Consider the following 15,611-nt stretch of genomic DNA (forward strand, 5'->3'; position numbering starts at 1 on the left):
GGTTATGTACGCTTGTACACATGGGATACCTCTTGCTCGCCGGCGCCATCGCCGCCGAGGTCGCGGCCACGACCGCGATGAAGTACAGCGACGGCTTCAGCAGGCTCTGGCCCTCGCTGCTGACGGCCGTGGGCTATGTGCTTTCGTTCGCCCTGCTCGCCCAGACGCTGAAGACCGTGGCGATCGGCACGGCGTACGCGATCTGGGCCGGGGTGGGCACCGCGACCATCGCGGTCATCGGACTGATGCTGTTCGGCGAGGGGTTGAGCGTGGCGAAGGTCGCCGGGATCGTGCTGATCATCGGGGGCGTGGTGGTGCTGAACCTGGGCGGTGCGCACTGATGGCCCGGCGCTACGACCCCGAGCGGCGGCAGCGGATCATCGACGCGGCGATCCGGGTCGTCGGCAAGAAGGGCATCGCCGGGCTGAGCCATCGCTCCGTCGCCACCGAGGCGGACGTCCCGCTGGGCTCCACGACGTACCACTTCACGACCCTCGACGAACTGATGGTCGCCGCACTGCGCCAGACCAACGAGGGCTTCGCCAAGGCCCTCGCGGGCAGCGGCGTCCTGGACGACTCCGGGGGCGAACTGGCGGCGGGGCTGGCACGGGTGCTGGGGGAGTGGCTCGGCGGAGACCGCCCGGGCGTCGAGCTGGAGTACGAGCTGTATCTCGCGGCCCTGCGCCGCCCCGCCCTGCGCCCCGTAGCCGCCGAGTGGACCGAGGAGACGGCCCGGCGACTGGCCGCGCACACGGACCCGGTGACCGCCCGGGCGTTGCTCGCCCTGATGGACGGCATCTGCCTGCAGGTGCTGCTGACGGGAGCGGCCTACGACGAGGAGTACGCGCGGGAGGTACTGGCGCGGGTGATTCCCTGACGCAGAGCGCGACCGGCCCATGAGACGCCCTGCTCACTGGTTGGCCCGCACGACCCCCCTCGCGTTAGTTTTCCCTCATGACCGACACGAACGCTCCCCGTACCACCGGCGCCGTGGCCGCCGGCCTGGCCACCATCGCCGCCGACGGCACCGTCCTCGACACCTGGTTCCCCGCCCCCGAGCTCGTCGAGGAGCCCGGTCCGTCCGGCACCGAGTCGCTGTCCGCCGAGAAGGCCGTGGAGCTGCTCGGCGAGGGCGCCGCGCAGGCGATCGGCCCCGACGCCCGCCGCAACGTCGAGGTGGTCGCGGTCCGCACGGTCATCTCCTCCCTCGACGCGAAGCCGATCGACGCGCACGACGTCTACCTTCGCCTCCACCTCCTGTCCCACCGCCTGGTCAAGCCGCACGGCCAGAGCCTGGAGGGCATGTTCGGCTTCCTCGCCAACGTCGCCTGGACCTCGCTGGGCCCGGTCGCGGTGGACGACATCGAGAAGGTGCGTCTGAACGCGCGCGCCGAGGGCCTGCACCTCCAGGTGACCTCGATCGACAAGTTCCCGCGCATGACGGACTACGTCGCCCCGAAGGGCGTCCGCATCGCCGACGCCGACCGGGTCCGCCTCGGCGCCCACCTCGCCGAGGGCACCACGGTCATGCACGAGGGCTTCGTGAACTTCAACGCCGGCACGCTCGGCACCTCCATGGTCGAGGGCCGTATCTCCGCGGGCGTCGTGGTCGGCGACGGCTCGGACATCGGCGGCGGCGCCTCCACCATGGGCACGCTGTCCGGCGGCGGCAACGTGATCATCTCCATCGGCGAGCGCTGCCTGGTCGGCGCCGAGGCGGGCGTGGGCATCGCGCTCGGCGACGAGTGCGTGGTCGAGGCCGGCCTGTATGTCACCGCGGGCACCCGGATCACCATGCCCGACGGCCAGATCGTCAAGGCCCGCGACCTCAGCGGCGCCTCCAACATCCTCTTCCGCCGCAACTCGGTCACCGGCGCGGTCGAGGCCCGCCCGAACAACGCGGTGTGGGGCGGCCTGAACGAGATCCTGCACAGCCACAACTGAGCGAAGCATCGTGCTGAGCGCCCTTCCGCAGTCGACGGGAGGGCGCTCGGTTCATGTCAGGTGGGGAAGTCCGCCGCGAACTCCGCCAGTGCCGTGAAGTCGGCCTCGCGCAGGCCGATGCGTGGGTTGACGTGGTGGAGCAGTGCGGGGCCGGGGTGGTGCGTGGTCACGTACGTCGTGTCGGCCGGGCTCTGTTCGTCGTCCACCCAGGCGAAGGGGCGGCCCTGCGCGTACGCCACGATCGCCTCCGTCTTCCAGTGGACCTCGTCGGGTCGCCGGGCGAACAGTCCGCTGCCGAAGTCGACGTACGGCAGCTCGGGCAGGCCGACGACCGGGGCGATATAGCGGTTGGCGGCGTCCATCCACGTGGTCGCCCAGCACAGGTCGTAGCCGAGACGCAGCAGCGCCGGGCCGTGGCCGGGGTTGAGCCACACCCGCAGTGTGCGCCCGTCCACGGCCACCCTGATCGTCGTGTAGCCCTCGGGCCGTCGCTCGGGCTGTGCCGCGTACGGGTTGAGGGGGCCGTCGACATCGAGGAAGAGCAGGGGGCGGCTCATGGGGACAACGTACGGCGCCCCCGGTCCAAGGGCCCATGGAATTTCTTCGGACGCGGCAGGCATAGCGGCGGAATCCCGCGCGCGTCACAAGGGGTGCGGGGGCCGGGCACAGGGTCCGCCCAGGATGTGAAGGTGACGATGGATGCGCAGGCACAGGAGAGGTTCCGGGAGTTCGTGGCCGGCCGTTCGTCGGCCCTGCTGAGGACGGCCGTGCTGCTGACCGGCGGAGACCGGCACGCAGCCGAGGACCTGCTGCAGAACGCGCTGGTCAAGGCGGCGGGCCGCTGGCAGCGGATCGACGAACCCGAGGCCTATGTACGGCAGATCCTGTACCGCCAGCAGATCAGCCGCTGGCGGCTGAAGTGGCGGCGCCGGGAGGTCACCGTCGCCGAGCCGCCGGAGGCGGGCCACGCCCCGGACGCCTCGGGCGCCGCCGAGCTGCGCCTCGTGCTGCGCGCCGCGCTGTCCCGGCTCACCGCCCGCCAGCGCACCGTGCTGGTGCTGCGCTACTTCGAGGATCTGCCGGAGGCCGACGTGGCCCGGATGCTGGGCTGCTCCGTGGGCACCGTACGCTCCACCACCCATCGCTCCCTGGCCAGGCTGCGCGCCCTCGCGCCCGAGCTGGCCGCGCTCGGCCCGGACGGCGGCAGCAAGTTTCCGTCCCGTGACTACTCGCCCGTGGAGGTGCGGTCGTGAACGTCGAGGAACTGGTGCGTGACGCCCTGCGGGAACACGCGGCCGAACAGCAGCCGCTCGGGCACGGTTTCGCCGACCGGGTCCTGGCCGTACGGCGTCGCCGCCGCGCCCGCCGGTTCGTGTCCGTCGCCGTGGCCACCGCCGCGGTCGTCGCCGTGGCGGTCGGGGTGCCGCTGCTGGACTCCGGCAGGGGCGAGGCGCGGCCCGCGAGGGTGCTCGGTCAGGACGGGGTGTCCGCCGACCAGGACCAGTCGCCGCCGCGCGACATGATCGCGGCCGGGAGCGCGGTGCTGGCCGCTTACTCCACGACGAAAGTCGTCCGGCAGAGCGACGGCCGTGGCATCGGCGCGCACACGTACTGGCTGCTGAACCCGAAGACGGGCCGGTACGAGAAGGACACCCGGTGGCAGTTCGTCGCCGTCGCCCCGGGCCTGCGCACCGCCGCCGTGCTGGAGCGTCATCTGCCGGCCCCTCGGATCGGCCTGCTCGACCTCGCGACGGGGGAGGTCGAGCGGTGGATCCCGGTGGACCACGGTGTCGGTGGGCTGGCGTTCTCGCGCGACGGCAGCAAGCTGGTCGCCACGACGTACACGGAGAACCCGGACCTGTACGAGAGGAGCGGTCCGGGCAGGACCTGGGCGCCCCGGTTCGGGGCGAAGGTCCGCACCGGCTTCTGGGTCATCGACGTGGCCTCCGGCAAGGGCTCCTGGAGCGGTGTCGCGGCGGGCCGCAACGTCAACGCCCGCGAGGACTTCGCCTTCAGCCGCGACGGTGCCCTGGTGTACGCGAGGGTCGTCGGGGACCACGACGGTGCGGAGCAGTTCTACGACCTCGCCGGGAAGGAGGTCGCCGCCCCCGCGAACGAGAAGTACCTGCGGTGGGACGTCGGTGCGCGGCTGTCCCCGAACGGCCGGCTCGCCGCCCTCGGTCTGACGAAGGAGGTCGCCCCCGGCAAGTCGTACTCCTCGATCCGTGATCCCCGTACGGGCAAGGAGATCACCAAGGTCCGCGGAGGCCATCTGCTCGCCTGGGCCGACGACAAGCGGCTCATCGCCTGGGAACGGGTCACGAGCCTTGAGGAGCCGTACCGGCCCCGGCTCGTGCTGGTCACCATCGGCAGCGACAAGGTCGTACCGCTCAGCGGCGTCGACGAGATGAACGGCCACTTGGTGCGCCATGCCTGGGAGCCGGTCTTCGCCGAGCGCTGATCACACCGCCATGAACTCCTGGTACACCGCCCGCAGCCCGTCGGCCGCCTCCCGGCCGGCGGGCCGCAGGGGTGCCCGGACCGGACCCGCGGGCCGGCCCAGCGCGTTCAGCAGCGCCTTGGCGGTGACCGTGCCCGGCAGGCCCGCGGCCGTCATCTCCTCGATCAGCGGGGTGACCCGCTGCTGGAGCCGGGCGGCGCGGGCCGTGTCGCCCGCCTCGAACGCCTCCAGGATCTCTGCGACGTGGCGCGGTACGACGTTCGCGACCGTGCTCACACAGCCCGCCGCGCCCACCGCGTACAGGGCGAGGATGTGCTCGTCGCAACCCGCGTAGTACCCCAACTCCGTGCGCGCCAGCACCTTCTGGGTGCCGAGGAAGTCGTAGGAGCAGTCCTTGACCGCCATGATCCGGGGGTGCTCCGCCAGCCGGATCATCGTCTCCGGCTCGATACGGGTGCCGGTGCGGCCCGGGATGTCGTACAGCATCACGGGCAGGCCGCTCGCGTCGGCGACCGTACGGAAGTGCGCCTCCACGGCGTCCTGCGGCGGCCTGCTGTAGTACGGCGTGACCACCAACACCCCGTCGGCGCCCGCCTTTTCGGCCGCGAGGGTCAGCTCGACGGTGTGCCGGGTGTCGAAGGTGCCGACACCCGCGACGATCGAGGCGCGCTCGCCGACGGCCGTCCGGACGGCCCGGACCAGTTCCGCCTTCTCCGTGTCCGTCGTCGTGGGTGACTCGCCCGTCGTCCCGTTGAGCACCAGCCCGTCGCAGCCGTCCGTCACCAGCCGGTCGGCAAGTCTCCCGGCACCGTCGAGGTCGAGCGCGCCCGACTCGGTGAAGGGAGTGATCATCGCGCAGAGGGTGCGGCCGAAGGGAGCGTTGGTCTTGCCCGGGTTCGTCATGGGAGTAGTCTCGGCAGGACAATCGTGAAGCTCTACTTAATTCTTCTACGATATATCACTAAGCAACACTGAAATAATCCTCCTGTGGCGGCCTCCGGCCCTATGTCCAACTCGGCCGCTCATGGGTCACTATGGGCCGGACGGTCACCGACCCCAGGTCATGGGAGGCGCCATGAAGCTCGGCAAGGCACTGGCCACCGGAGTCGCCGAGGAGCGGCCGCTCGTCCACGAAGAAGACCTCGAACTTCTCGAGGAGACCGTCGAACCGGCGGCGTCCGTGCCGGAAGAGGCCCCGGTCGCCCGATGAGGCTGCGGCTCCCCACGGAACGCCCGACGGAGCCGCCGACCGGATACAAGATCGCCCACCCGGTGCTGTCCCAGGACGGCACCCGGGCCGGGTTCACCGGTGTGTCGCTGGGCGCCGCGCTGCCGTACGGAGTGCTGGACGACGCGTCCTGTGTCTACGGCCGACGGCACCGCCCGCCCGCGCGGCTGTGCGACTGCGGCTTCCACTGCGTGCACGACCGTACGGCCGCCGAGGCGCTGCTGTGCACCACGGAGCACCGGGCGGCCGTCCTGCTGGAGGTCTCCGTCCTCGGCGCCTACATCCGCTTCGAGCGCGGCTTCCGCTATGCCCGGCAGCGGGTGCGTACGGCCACCGTCGGCCCCTGCGCGTGCGGCGCGCCCGCGGCCGCGCTGGCCGACGCGGGCTGGGGCAGGCCCGGCCGGCGCGCCCTGGCCGCCGCCTGCGCGGGGTGCGTGCGCGGGCGTACGTCCGTCCCGCTTGCCGCGTTCGCCCGGCTGGCCGGGGAGGGGCTGCGGGTCGTGGCGGAGCGTGACGGTGCCCTCCCCGTCGCCGGCCTCGTCGGTCTGGCCGACCTCGCCGGGCCCGAGGGCCTCGGTGTTCCCGAACTCGCCGCCGAGGCGGCCCTGTTGCAGGCCCGCCTCGACTGGTTCCAGACCCAGCTGGCCCGGCTCGGGGAGCATGGGGCCGGGGGAGAGGCCAACGGGGACAAGGGCTAACGGTCACCGCTCGGGGTACCCGGATGTTCCGGAACCGAGTGGAAACCCAAGACCGCGAAAAGAGTGCACCGATGACGGACAGGACTCCGCAGGGGGCCGGCGCGAAGGGTCCCGAGGAACTGCGGCAACAGCTCGACCAGACCAGGAGCCAACCCGGCGACACTGCTGAGGGGTTGACGGACAAGGGAGACCTGAAGGGGCGCGCCCGGGCCCGGGCCGCCGACCTCAGGGACAAGGCGGGCGCCATGACCGTGCAGCTGCGCAGCGGCGCCGCGCAGGCGGGCCACACCGTCCAGGACAGGGCCGCCCACGCCCCGCGGTCGGTGCTGCTCGTCGGGGCGGCGGGCGCGGCGGTCGTCGCGGCGGGCGCCCTGCGGCACAGGAGCCATGGCCACCACGGCCACCACGGTCGTCGCGGTCACCACTGAGCCTGCTCGTGGCCGACCGACTCGCGGCCGAGCCGAATCGGCCCTCTCACCGAAAATTCCACTCACCTGGACAAAAAAAGTTTTCGGTGAGAGTGTGGACGCATGCTGGACGTGACCGTGATCGAGGACCCCGAGGCCGCAGCCGTCTCCCTGGACCCCATCAGGGCCAGACTGCTCGCCGAGCTGGCCGCCGAGCCCGCGTCGGCCACGATGCTGGCCGGCAAGGTCGGGCTGCCCCGGCAGAAGGTGAACTACCACCTGAAGGCACTGGAGCGGCACGGCCTGGTCGAACTGGCCGGGGAGCGCCGCAAGGGCAATGTCACCGAGCGGCTGATGCGCGCGACCGCGGCGTCGTACGTCATCTCGCCGCTCGCGCTCGCCCCGGTGCAGCCGGACCCGGACCGCTTCCGCGACCAGTTCTCCGCGCGCTGGCTGCTCGCGCTCGGCGCCCGCCTGGTGCGGGACGTCGGCGCGCTGATCACCGGCGCGACGAAGGCGCGCAAGCCGCTGGCGACCTACGCGCTGGACGGCGAGGTCCGTTTCGCCACGGCCGCCGACCGCGCGGCCTTCGCCCAGGAACTGACGGCGGGCGTCAGCGCCCTGATCCGCAAGTACGACGCCCCCGACACGGAGGGCGGCCGGGACCACCGGATCGTCGTCGCCATCCATCCCACGGTCAAGGACCGGCCCACCCCCGAACTGGACCAGTAGTCCGCAGGAGCCCCACCATGCCCAAGGAATTCGAGATCGTCCGCGAGTTTGAGGTCGACGCCCCGCCCGAGAAGGTGTGGGAGGCGGTCACCACCGGAACCGGTGGCTATCTGTGGCCGATGGACCCGCCCGAGCCGCGGGTGGGCGGCAGCGGGCCCTTCGGGTCCACCGTCACCGCCTGGGACCCGCCCCACCGCTACACCAACCGCAGCGAGGACGTCGGCTTCTCGATCCAGTCCCTCAACCAGCTCGACTACACCATCGAGCCCCGCGACGAGGGCCGGCGCGCCTGGGTGCGCTATGTCCACAGCGGCATCTTCACCGACGACTGGAACAACCAGTACGACGGCGCGAGCAAGCACACCAACTTCTATCTGCACACCCTGTGCGAGTACCTCACGCACTTCGCGCCCCGCCCGGTCACCTTCGCCCAGCTGGAGGGGCCCGCGGCCTCGCAGACACCGCGGGCGCTCGCCGCCGTCGGCCGTGCGCTCGGCCTCGCGGACGACACGGCCGCGGGCACGAAGGTCACCGCCCAGGGGCCCGGCGGACGGACCCTGGACGCCGTACTCGACTACCGCAACCCGTACTTCATCGGGCTGCGCACCGACAGCGCCCTCATCCGCTTCTTCGGCCGCGGCCACTGGGGCGCGCCGCTCGGCATCAGCGTCCACGACTTCGCGCCGGACGCCGACGCCGAGACGAACGAGAGCGCCTGGCAGGACTGGCTGAACGGCGTGTTCAGCCGGTCCTGAGGTCCCCGGACCGGGTTACGGACGGAACCGCAGCACCTGCGGGTCGTGGTCGGAGATCTGGTCGTTGAACTCCGAGTTGATGTGCACGGAGTCGTAGTCGAGGTCGCAGCCGCGCCGGATCGACGGGCTCACCAGGATCTGGTCCAGGACCTGCTGGTTGCCCTGGTAGTCATAGGTGTAACGCTCGCTCCTCGGCAGCGACTTGATCGCCGACCACAGCTCGCCGTCACCTTCGAGGATCTGCGTGGTCTCGGAGAACTCGAAGTCGTTCATGTCGCCGAGCGCGATGACGTTCGCGTTCTTCTGCACGGACAGGATGTCCTTCACGAACGCGTTCACCTCGGTCGCCTGTGCGTGGCGCTGGATCTCCGAGCTGCGCACCGGCGGCTGGTACTGCGAGGTCAGCCCCTGGTCGCCGCCCTTGGAGTTGAGGTGGTTGGCGATCACGAAGACGGTCTGGCCGCGGAAGACGAACTCGCCGGCCAGCGGCTTGCGGCTGCTCGTCCAGGCCGCGTTCGTCGGGTCGATCCGGCCCGGGGAGGCCGTCAGCTGGGCCTTGCCGCGCACCTTGGTGACACCGACCGCGGTGGTGGAGTCGCCGCCCGCGCGGTCCACGAAGGACACCCGCTCCGGGTTGAACAGGAACACCTGGCGGATGTTGCCGCCGGGCTCGCCGCCGTCCTGGTCGTTGACCGGGTTGATCGAGCGCCAGTCGTACTTCGGGCCGCCCGCCGCGACGATCGCGTCGATCAGCTTGTCGACGGTCTCGTTCGCGTCGACCGTGCCGTCGTCCTTGGCGCCGTTGTTGTCCTGGATCTCCTCCAGGGACACGATGTCGGGCGACTGCAGGTTGTTCACGATCGCGGCCGCGTGCTTGTCGAAGGTGGCGTCCGACGGGTCGAGGTTCTCGACGTTGTACGTCGCCACCGCCAGCTCGCCGCGCGCCTGCTTGCGGGTCGTCTCCCGCTCCAGGCCGCCGCTCTGCAGCGTGCCGAGCTTGCTCGCGACGAGGGTGTAGCCGCCGAACTGGTTGAAGTCCAGCGGGCCGGTGGTGGTGCCCTCCAGAGTGTCGCCGACGTTCGCCTTCGGGAAGTCGGCGGTCGAGCCCAGCGACTGGATCTGCAGACGGCCGGTGTTCTGGGACTCGTAGGAGCCGTAGATCGTGCCGCCCCGGTGGGTGCGGTGCTCGCGCGGCTTCACCGTGACCCACAGCTCGCTGTACGGGTCGGTCGCGGTGACCACACGGGTGTCGGCGACCTGGACGTTCATGCCCTCCAGGGACTCGTAGTAGTCCAGGGCGTACTTCGACGGGTCCAGGGTCAGGGCGTTGATCGAGCCGCTCGCCGCGGTGTCGCCCGCGGGGGCGTACTCCGCCGGGACCGACTTGGCGTCGATCACCGTGGCGGCCGGGACCGCGTTGCCGGTGGAGATGGTGGTGATCACCGGCTTGGTGAGCTCGGTGAGCGACTGGTTGCCGGACGAGGCGCCGCCGGGGACGTACTCGGAGACCGTGCCGGTGACCGTGACCGAGTCACCGACGGCGACCTTCGGCGTGGAACTGGTGAAGACGAACACGCCCTCGCTGGTGGCCGGGTTGTCGTCCGGGGTCGGGTCCTGGAGCCAGAAGCCCTTGGAGGAGCCGTAGGTGCGGGTGGCCGTGACGATGCCCGGCACGTCGGTCACCTTCTGGCCGGCGTACGGCGATATGCGGGTGCTGCCCTGGATGTCATGGATGCGCACCGTGTCCGCGTGCGCGGGCGACGTGAGGACGACGGTGGACGCCGCGGAACAGACCGCGGCTACGGTGAGCGCGGCGAGACGCGCGGAAGACCTGCTCGGCAAGGGGATCCCTCCGGGGATGAACGTGAGCGCCGGGACGAGGCTGGACAAATGGAGTGCGCATGACACGCGGCGGCAGTGTGACACGCGTAGAAATACAGTGAACAGTTGTCCCCCGACTTCTACGCGCGTCAATCTCCTGCCTGATCAAGGCAGTTGTCAAGGTTTCGGCCATGTACGGAGGCCGAAGGAGAGATGAACCGGGCGGCATGGGTGGAAATCCGTCTAGGCTGAGCGGCTGAGTCCTTTCATGGCCCGAGGAGAACCAGCCGATGTCAGACAGCTCCCCCCTGCCGCCGGCGCGGCTGCACCCCGAAGCGGAGCTGGCGCGCGCCGCGCTGTCCACGCCGCTGCTCTCCCGGGCGGCCCGGCTCGCCCGCTGGGCGGGGCCTGAGACCCGGGTGGACGCCGGGGGCGGCCTGGTCGACGAGCAGTTGCCGGCCGCGGCCGAGACGCTGGGGCTGACCGGGGACGACGCCGCGGCCTACGCCAGTGAGGCCTGGCGGGTCGCCGTGGACACCGGGCTGGTCGAGGTGGTCGACGAGGAGGCCGGCACCGTGGCGGCGGGGGAGGAGCTGACGCTGCTCACCGCCGGCTCGCCGCACGACGTGCTCGCGGTGTGGCTCACGGCCCTGGAGGCCGTCGTCGCCGATGCGACCGTGCCCGATCTGGACGGGGTTGTCGACGCGCTGGACGACGGCGACGAGGTCGATTTCGCGTCACTCGGCTGGGACCCGGAGGCCGAGGCGGACTTCCTCGACGGCGTCCTCGCGAACCTCTATCTGCTGACCGTCCGGGAGGACGGCCCCGGCGAGGCCCCGGTGCCGCTGCCCGCCCTCGCCGCCTCCATGATCGTGCCCAGCGACATGGGCGAGCCCACCAACGACGTCCTGGAGCAGGTCTCCGACGCGATGATGCGTCTCGACGACCAGTTCCGGATGCTGGAGCCGGCCGGGCTCGTGGAGTACCAGCCGGTCGACGAGGCGCTGATGGCCGACGCCGACGAGGAGCCGGCAGCACCCGTCGACGAGACCGACGTCGCCCGCTACGGCATGGTCCGGCTCACCCCGCTCGGCGTGTACGGGCTGCGGGCGCGGCTGCTGGAGGCCGGCTTCGAGGCGCCCGCGGTCGGTGAACTCGCCGACAAGGGCGCCGACGTCCTGCTCGACGGCACCTCCCTGTTCCCACCGGGTGCGGCCCTGGCCGAGACCGAGCAGTGGCTGTCCCACCGCGAACCCCTCGCAGCGGCACGGGAGTTGCTCGCAGCCGCCCGGGGCGGTGACGGCGGCGCGCCGCTGCGCAGGCTGCGCTGCCAGCAGGCGCTGTCACTGGTCGGCGCGGAGGCCGAACCCGCGCTGCGGGAGGTGCTCGACGACGCCGAGCTCGGCGGCCTGGCCCGGGTGTGGCTGAGCGAGCGGGGCGCCCCCGACGTGCCCGCGCCGTCCCAGGACCTGGTGTTCTGGCTGACCATCGACACCGTGGCCGCCCAGCTCCAGGCCGAGGGCAACTCCGAGGAACTGCGGGCCCTGGTGGCGGGCCTGGCCCAGCAGCACAGCGGCTTCTTCGCGACCGCCTGGCGCGTGGAGCACCCGGCGACGGCGGACGTGCTGGAGGCCATGGGGCGTCTGCACCCGGACAAGAGGGTCGCGAAGGAGGCGCGCAAGGCCGCGTTCAAGGCCCGCTCCCAGCAGGGGTACTGATCGCGAGCGCACGAGCGCGACCCACGCCCGCCGGACGTGGGTCGCGCCGTTGAAGCCGTAGGTGCGGACTGGGCCTTTGTCGACACCTCCCCGGGCCGGAGTGACTTTTGAGTCCCGTGGGAAAACGTATACGGATTCATGGAAGCGGGCCTGTTGCGGTCGCCCGGTGTTCAACTCGCGTTCACGGACGGGCGGGAACGTTTCGCCGACCGAGGCTCGCCACCCTCCACGGCACTACCACCGTCACAGGAGACACCATGTCGCTCACCCGCAGGGACTTCGCCAGAAAATCCGCGATCACCGGTGCCGGGGTCGCGCTGGCGGGCAGCGTCGGCGCCCTCGCCACCGCGCCGAACGCCCTCGCCGCCACGGACATCGACAACGACGAGGCGGAGTCCGCGCGCGGTGGCCACCACGGCGTCGGCTACGGCCCGTTGGTCTCCGACCCGAACGGCATCCTCGCCCTGCCCGCGGGCTTCGCCTACAAGATCATCACCTACAGCGGCAGGACCAAGCTGGAGTCCGGCGAGTTCACTCCGTCCAACCACGACGGCACCGCCACCTTCGAGGGCCCCCGCGGCACCACCCTCCTGGTCAACAACCACGAGCTCGCCGGCGCCCGCGCCCAGTGGCCGCACCCGGTGCCGCTCACCGAGGGCCTGGTCTACGACCCGGCGGCGGCCGGCGGCTGCACCGTCGTCGAGGTCCGCCGCGGCGGCGAGGTCGCCGAGTGGGTCGGCATCGCCGGCACCGCCACCAACTGCGCCGGCGGCAGCACCCCCTGGGGCACCTGGCTGACCTGCGAGGAGACCGAGGACAAGGCCGGCAAGAACGGTTTCACCCAGGACCACGGCTACGTCTTCGAGGTCGACCCGGAGGACCGCCGGGCCAACCGCGACCCCAAGCCGATCAAGGCCCTCGGCCGCTACGCCCACGAGGCGGTCGTCATCGACCCCAAGCGCGGGCACGCGTTCCTCACCGAGGACGCCGCCGGCCCCAACGGCCTGCTCTACCGCTGGACCCCGCCGGAGGGCTTCCGCCACGGCCGCGGCAAGCTGCGCACCCTCGCCGACGACGCCGGCGTGCTCCAGGCCTTCAAGTGCTTCGACTCCGGCGGCCAGTTCGTCGACGACCTCTCCCGCGCCACGAAGATCGGCACCGTGTACGGCGTCGACTGGGTGGACGTCCCCGACCGCGACGCGAAGACGACCTCCGTGCGCAAGCAGTTCACCGCCGGCCAGGTCACCCGCGCCCGCAAGCTGGAGGGCATGTGGTGGGGCGACGGCGGCGCCTACATCGTCTCCTCGTACGCCCGCGCGGAGAGCCCCGTCCAGCACGACGGCCAGGTCTGGTTCTACGACCCCAAGCGCCGCACCCTGACCCTGAAGGTGCTCCTCGGCGTCAACCCCGACCCGGCCGAGGACGGCGCCTTCGACGGCCCGGACAACATCACCGTCTCCCCGTACGGCGGCCTCGTCATCGCCGAGGACGGCGAGGGCGTCCAGCACCTGTTCGGCGCCACGGACAGCGGCCGCACCTACCCGATCGCCCGCAACGACCTGAACATCGGCACCGCCGAGAAGCCCGAGTACAGCGAGTTCACCGGCGTCACCTTCTCCCCCGACGGAAAGACCCTGTTCGCCAACATCCAGGACCCGGGCATCATGCTGGCCATCACGGGGCCCTGGAAGCGTCAGAAGCGCGGCTGACCTTCTGACGGGAATTAATTCATTGGCTCGTCCCGCGGCCCCCTCCTAGAGTGATGAACGTCCAGGTGCGAAGGCAGGACCTACTTCCACTCATAATGGGGCGGCCGCGGGTTCGAGTCCCGCCACCGGTACAACGGGCCGGTGTAGCTCAGGGGTTAGAGCACCTTTGTCGGTTCCGCCGACCTCGATCTCTGGACACCACAACTTCATGCACCTCCCGGTGCGCAGGCAGCGGCTACTTCTTTTGCAAAGAGAATCCAGTGCCGCAGCCGAATTGATCTCGGGAGGCGCAGCTCAAGGTGGGTGCCCGGTGCGCAGGCAGCGGTTACTTCATTGGATCGGGCGGTTGCGGGTTCGAGTCCCGTCATCGACTTCGGGTCGGTGTAGCTCAATTGGGCAGAGCACCTGGCTGAGTCCGTCGCCGACCCCTGAACTCGGGCACCCTCCTTTCGCTGCGCCTCCCTCCGAAACGAAGAATGAATTCGGGGGAATTCAGCATGGCGCGATTCAACACCAAGGCCGCCAAGGCGCAGCCGACCTCGCGGGTGACGTCCACGGGGCGAGTGCTCCGTACATACGAGGGCGGCCGCGGCCACGAGCGGGACGCGCGCTCCGAGCTTTTTCTGCTGGCCGTCGCCAATTTCGTCTCGCAGCGCACCTTCTACGAGAGCGGCGCCGACCGCGACGACCGGTTCGCCGCGCTCGTGCGCGAGCTCGCCGTAACCGACCCGTCCTGGACGGCCGGCCTGCTCGGCTGGCTGCGCGGCGAGGGCAACATCCGTACCGCCGCGATCGTGGGCGCCGCCGAGTACGTGAAGGCGCGCCTGGCGGCCGGAGTCACCGAGGGTCCCGCCAACCGGCAGGTCATCGCCTCCGTGCTGCGGCGTCCGGACGAGCCCGGCGAGCTGCTCGCCTACTGGACCGCGACCTACGGCCGCACCGTCCCCAAGCCGGTCAAGCGCGGCATCGCCGATGCCGTACGACGGCTCTACCACGGCAAGTCCCTGCTGAAGTACGACACCGCGTCCAAGGGCTACCGCTTCGGCGACATCCTCAACCTCGTGCACGCGGCGCCGGACCCGGACAAGCCGTGGCAGGGCGAGCTGTTCCAGTACGCGCTGGACCGCCGGCACAACCCGGACACCGCCGTGCCGCCCGCCTCGAACCGCGTCCTCACCGCGCACCGCGAGCTGATGGCGCTACCGGTGCGGGAGCGCCGGGCGGTCGTCACGGCGCCCGACGGCGCCGAGCGGCTCGCGGCCGCCGGGATCACCTGGGAGGCGCTGGCCGGCTGGCTGCAGGGCCCGATGGACAAGGCGGCCTGGGAGGCCGTGATCCCGTCCATGGGCGCGATGGCGCTGGTCCGCAACCTGCGGAACTTCGACGAGGCGGGAGTCTCGGACGAGGTGGCCGCCCGGGTCGCGGCGAAGATCAGCGACCCGGCGGAGGTGGCGCGCTCGCGCCAGTACCCCTTCCGGTACCTGGCCGCGTACCAGCACGCCCCGTCGCTGCGCTGGGCGTACCCGCTGGAGCAGGCGCTCGGTCACTCGCTGGCCAACGTGCCCGCGCTGCCCGGGCGGACGCTGGTGCTCGTCGACCGCTCGGGCTCGATGTGGGCGCGGCTGTCGGACCGCTCGGAGCTCAACCGGGCCGACGCGGCGGCGATCTTCGGCACGGCGCTCGCGGTGCGGGCGGCGGACGCCGACCTCGTCGAGTTCGGCACCACGAGCCGGCGTCTGATGTTCGACAAGGGCGAGTCGGTGCTCAAGATCCTGGGCCGCTTCGGTGACCTGGGCGGTACCGACACCACCTCGGCGATCCGCGCGCACTACCGGGGTCAGGACCGGGTACTGATCGTCACCGACGAGCAGTACGTGTACAGCCAGTACGGGGACCCGACCCAGCAGGTCCCGGCCGGCGTCCCGGTCTACACCTGGAACCTGGCCGGCTACCGGGCGGGCCACGGCCCGTCGGGCAAGGGGAACCGGCACACCTTCGGAGGCCTGTCGGACGCGGCCTTCCGCATGGTGCCGCTGCTTGAGTCCGCCCGGGACGCCGACTGGCCCTGGACCGCCTGAGCCGCGCCGTGGCTCCACAGTCGTGGCTCCACGCCGTGGCTCGACAGTCGTGGCCCGCAC

Annotated in this window: 16 protein-coding genes; 13 read left to right on the forward strand and 3 right to left on the reverse strand. The window is 71.3% G+C overall.

Going from position 1 to position 15,611, the window contains the following annotated elements:
- Positions 1-20: 20 nt before the first annotated feature.
- The 3 genes from AB0I54_RS19565 to dapD all read left to right on the forward strand — a co-directional run bounded on the left by AB0I54_RS19565 (position 21) and on the right by dapD (position 1,944).
- A complete protein-coding gene (locus tag AB0I54_RS19565) occupies positions 21-341 on the forward strand; it encodes a multidrug efflux SMR transporter (RefSeq protein ID WP_363297258.1) in 321 nt (106 codons plus the stop codon).
- Positions 341-877 carry a TetR family transcriptional regulator gene (locus AB0I54_RS19570; protein ID WP_363297259.1) on the forward strand — a complete coding sequence of 179 codons (537 nt, stop codon included), beginning with the start codon at positions 341-343 and terminating at the stop codon, positions 875-877. The genes AB0I54_RS19565 and AB0I54_RS19570 overlap by 1 nt, the downstream gene beginning before the upstream one ends.
- Before the next feature lie 77 nt (positions 878-954).
- Positions 955-1,944 carry a 2,3,4,5-tetrahydropyridine-2,6-dicarboxylate N-succinyltransferase gene (dapD, locus tag AB0I54_RS19575; protein ID WP_363297261.1) on the forward strand — a complete coding sequence of 330 codons (990 nt, stop codon included), beginning with the start codon at positions 955-957 and terminating at the stop codon, positions 1,942-1,944.
- Positions 1,945-2,000: 56 nt separating this feature from the next.
- On the opposite strand, the gene AB0I54_RS19580 is transcribed toward dapD, so the two are convergent.
- Entirely contained in the window at positions 2,001-2,501 is a 501-nt protein-coding gene (locus AB0I54_RS19580; RefSeq protein ID WP_363297262.1) for a hypothetical protein, read from the reverse strand.
- A 138-nt stretch (positions 2,502-2,639) separates the two neighbouring features.
- Between AB0I54_RS19580 and AB0I54_RS19585 the strand changes: the two genes are divergently transcribed.
- A complete protein-coding gene (locus AB0I54_RS19585; protein ID WP_363297438.1) occupies positions 2,640-3,197 on the forward strand; it encodes a SigE family RNA polymerase sigma factor in 558 nt (185 codons plus the stop codon).
- Positions 3,194-4,405 carry a WD40 repeat domain-containing protein gene (locus tag AB0I54_RS19590; RefSeq protein WP_363297264.1) on the forward strand — a complete coding sequence of 404 codons (1,212 nt, stop codon included), beginning with the start codon at positions 3,194-3,196 and terminating at the stop codon, positions 4,403-4,405. The genes AB0I54_RS19585 and AB0I54_RS19590 overlap by 4 nt, the downstream gene beginning before the upstream one ends.
- On the opposite strand, the gene dapA is transcribed toward AB0I54_RS19590, so the two are convergent.
- Entirely contained in the window at positions 4,406-5,308 is a 903-nt protein-coding gene (gene dapA / locus AB0I54_RS19595; RefSeq protein ID WP_363297265.1) for a 4-hydroxy-tetrahydrodipicolinate synthase, read from the reverse strand.
- A 172-nt stretch (positions 5,309-5,480) separates the two neighbouring features.
- On the opposite strand from dapA, the gene AB0I54_RS19600 reads away from it, so the two are divergent.
- The 5 genes from AB0I54_RS19600 (at position 5,481) to AB0I54_RS19620 (ending at position 8,225) form a co-directional block, all read left to right on the forward strand.
- Positions 5,481-5,615 carry a hypothetical protein gene (locus AB0I54_RS19600; RefSeq protein ID WP_363297266.1) on the forward strand — a complete coding sequence of 45 codons (135 nt, stop codon included), beginning with the start codon at positions 5,481-5,483 and terminating at the stop codon, positions 5,613-5,615.
- Complete coding sequence (locus AB0I54_RS19605) at positions 5,612-6,331, forward strand: hypothetical protein (protein ID WP_363297267.1); 720 nt, start codon at positions 5,612-5,614, stop codon at positions 6,329-6,331. Before AB0I54_RS19600 ends, AB0I54_RS19605 begins: the two co-directional genes overlap by 4 nt.
- A gap of 71 nt (positions 6,332-6,402) precedes the next feature.
- On the forward strand, positions 6,403-6,759 hold the full coding sequence (locus AB0I54_RS19610) for a DUF3618 domain-containing protein (RefSeq protein WP_363297268.1): 357 nt from the start codon (positions 6,403-6,405) through the stop codon (positions 6,757-6,759).
- Between the two features lie 102 nt (positions 6,760-6,861).
- Positions 6,862-7,470 carry a helix-turn-helix domain-containing protein gene (locus AB0I54_RS19615; protein WP_363297269.1) on the forward strand — a complete coding sequence of 203 codons (609 nt, stop codon included), beginning with the start codon at positions 6,862-6,864 and terminating at the stop codon, positions 7,468-7,470.
- A 17-nt stretch (positions 7,471-7,487) separates the two neighbouring features.
- The gene (locus tag AB0I54_RS19620; RefSeq protein WP_363297271.1) at positions 7,488-8,225 is read left to right on the forward strand and encodes an SRPBCC domain-containing protein; all 738 of its coding nucleotides are present in this window, start codon (positions 7,488-7,490) and stop codon (positions 8,223-8,225) included.
- A gap of 15 nt (positions 8,226-8,240) precedes the next feature.
- Here AB0I54_RS19620 and AB0I54_RS19625 read toward each other — a convergent pair whose 3' ends face one another.
- Entirely contained in the window at positions 8,241-10,067 is a 1,827-nt protein-coding gene (locus tag AB0I54_RS19625; RefSeq protein ID WP_363297272.1) for an endonuclease/exonuclease/phosphatase family protein, read from the reverse strand.
- 269 nt (positions 10,068-10,336) lie between these two features.
- Between AB0I54_RS19625 and AB0I54_RS19630 the strand changes: the two genes are divergently transcribed.
- From AB0I54_RS19630 to AB0I54_RS19640, 3 genes are all read left to right on the forward strand, one after another.
- Positions 10,337-11,764 carry a hypothetical protein gene (locus AB0I54_RS19630; protein ID WP_363297273.1) on the forward strand — a complete coding sequence of 476 codons (1,428 nt, stop codon included), beginning with the start codon at positions 10,337-10,339 and terminating at the stop codon, positions 11,762-11,764.
- A 257-nt stretch (positions 11,765-12,021) separates the two neighbouring features.
- Positions 12,022-13,473, forward strand: coding sequence for an alkaline phosphatase PhoX (locus AB0I54_RS19635; protein WP_363297274.1), 1,452 nt, complete (start codon positions 12,022-12,024; stop codon positions 13,471-13,473).
- A 497-nt stretch (positions 13,474-13,970) separates the two neighbouring features.
- Positions 13,971-15,551: a TROVE domain-containing protein gene (locus AB0I54_RS19640; protein WP_363297276.1), complete on the forward strand. Its 1,581-nt coding sequence runs from the start codon at positions 13,971-13,973 to the stop codon at positions 15,549-15,551.
- Positions 15,552-15,611: the final 60 nt, after the last annotated feature.

The organism is Streptomyces sp. NPDC050625 (genome assembly GCF_040654755.1).
GTDB lineage: Bacteria > Actinomycetota > Actinomycetes > Streptomycetales > Streptomycetaceae > Streptomyces.

Bases quoted from the DNA above. Each gene is read 5' to 3' on its own strand.
- AB0I54_RS19640 (WP_363297276.1), top strand. From the start codon at position 13,971: ATGGCGCGATTCAACACCAAGGCCGCCAAGGCGCAGCCGACCTCGCGG.
- AB0I54_RS19585 (WP_363297438.1), top strand. From the start codon at position 2,640: ATGGATGCGCAGGCACAGGAGAGGTTCCGGGAGTTCGTGGCCGGCCGT.
- AB0I54_RS19570 (WP_363297259.1), top strand. From the start codon at position 341: ATGGCCCGGCGCTACGACCCCGAGCGGCGGCAGCGGATCATCGACGCG.
- AB0I54_RS19630 (WP_363297273.1), top strand. From the start codon at position 10,337: ATGTCAGACAGCTCCCCCCTGCCGCCGGCGCGGCTGCACCCCGAAGCG.
- AB0I54_RS19620 (WP_363297271.1), top strand. From the start codon at position 7,488: ATGCCCAAGGAATTCGAGATCGTCCGCGAGTTTGAGGTCGACGCCCCG.
- dapA (WP_363297265.1), bottom strand. From the start codon at position 5,308: ATGACGAACCCGGGCAAGACCAACGCTCCCTTCGGCCGCACCCTCTGC.
- AB0I54_RS19635 (WP_363297274.1), top strand. From the start codon at position 12,022: ATGTCGCTCACCCGCAGGGACTTCGCCAGAAAATCCGCGATCACCGGT.
- AB0I54_RS19610 (WP_363297268.1), top strand. From the start codon at position 6,403: ATGACGGACAGGACTCCGCAGGGGGCCGGCGCGAAGGGTCCCGAGGAA.
- dapD (WP_363297261.1), top strand. From the start codon at position 955: ATGACCGACACGAACGCTCCCCGTACCACCGGCGCCGTGGCCGCCGGC.
- AB0I54_RS19605 (WP_363297267.1), top strand. From the start codon at position 5,612: ATGAGGCTGCGGCTCCCCACGGAACGCCCGACGGAGCCGCCGACCGGA.
- AB0I54_RS19580 (WP_363297262.1), bottom strand. From the start codon at position 2,501: ATGAGCCGCCCCCTGCTCTTCCTCGATGTCGACGGCCCCCTCAACCCG.
- AB0I54_RS19615 (WP_363297269.1), top strand. From the start codon at position 6,862: ATGCTGGACGTGACCGTGATCGAGGACCCCGAGGCCGCAGCCGTCTCC.
- AB0I54_RS19565 (WP_363297258.1), top strand. From the start codon at position 21: ATGGGATACCTCTTGCTCGCCGGCGCCATCGCCGCCGAGGTCGCGGCC.
- AB0I54_RS19600 (WP_363297266.1), top strand. From the start codon at position 5,481: ATGAAGCTCGGCAAGGCACTGGCCACCGGAGTCGCCGAGGAGCGGCCG.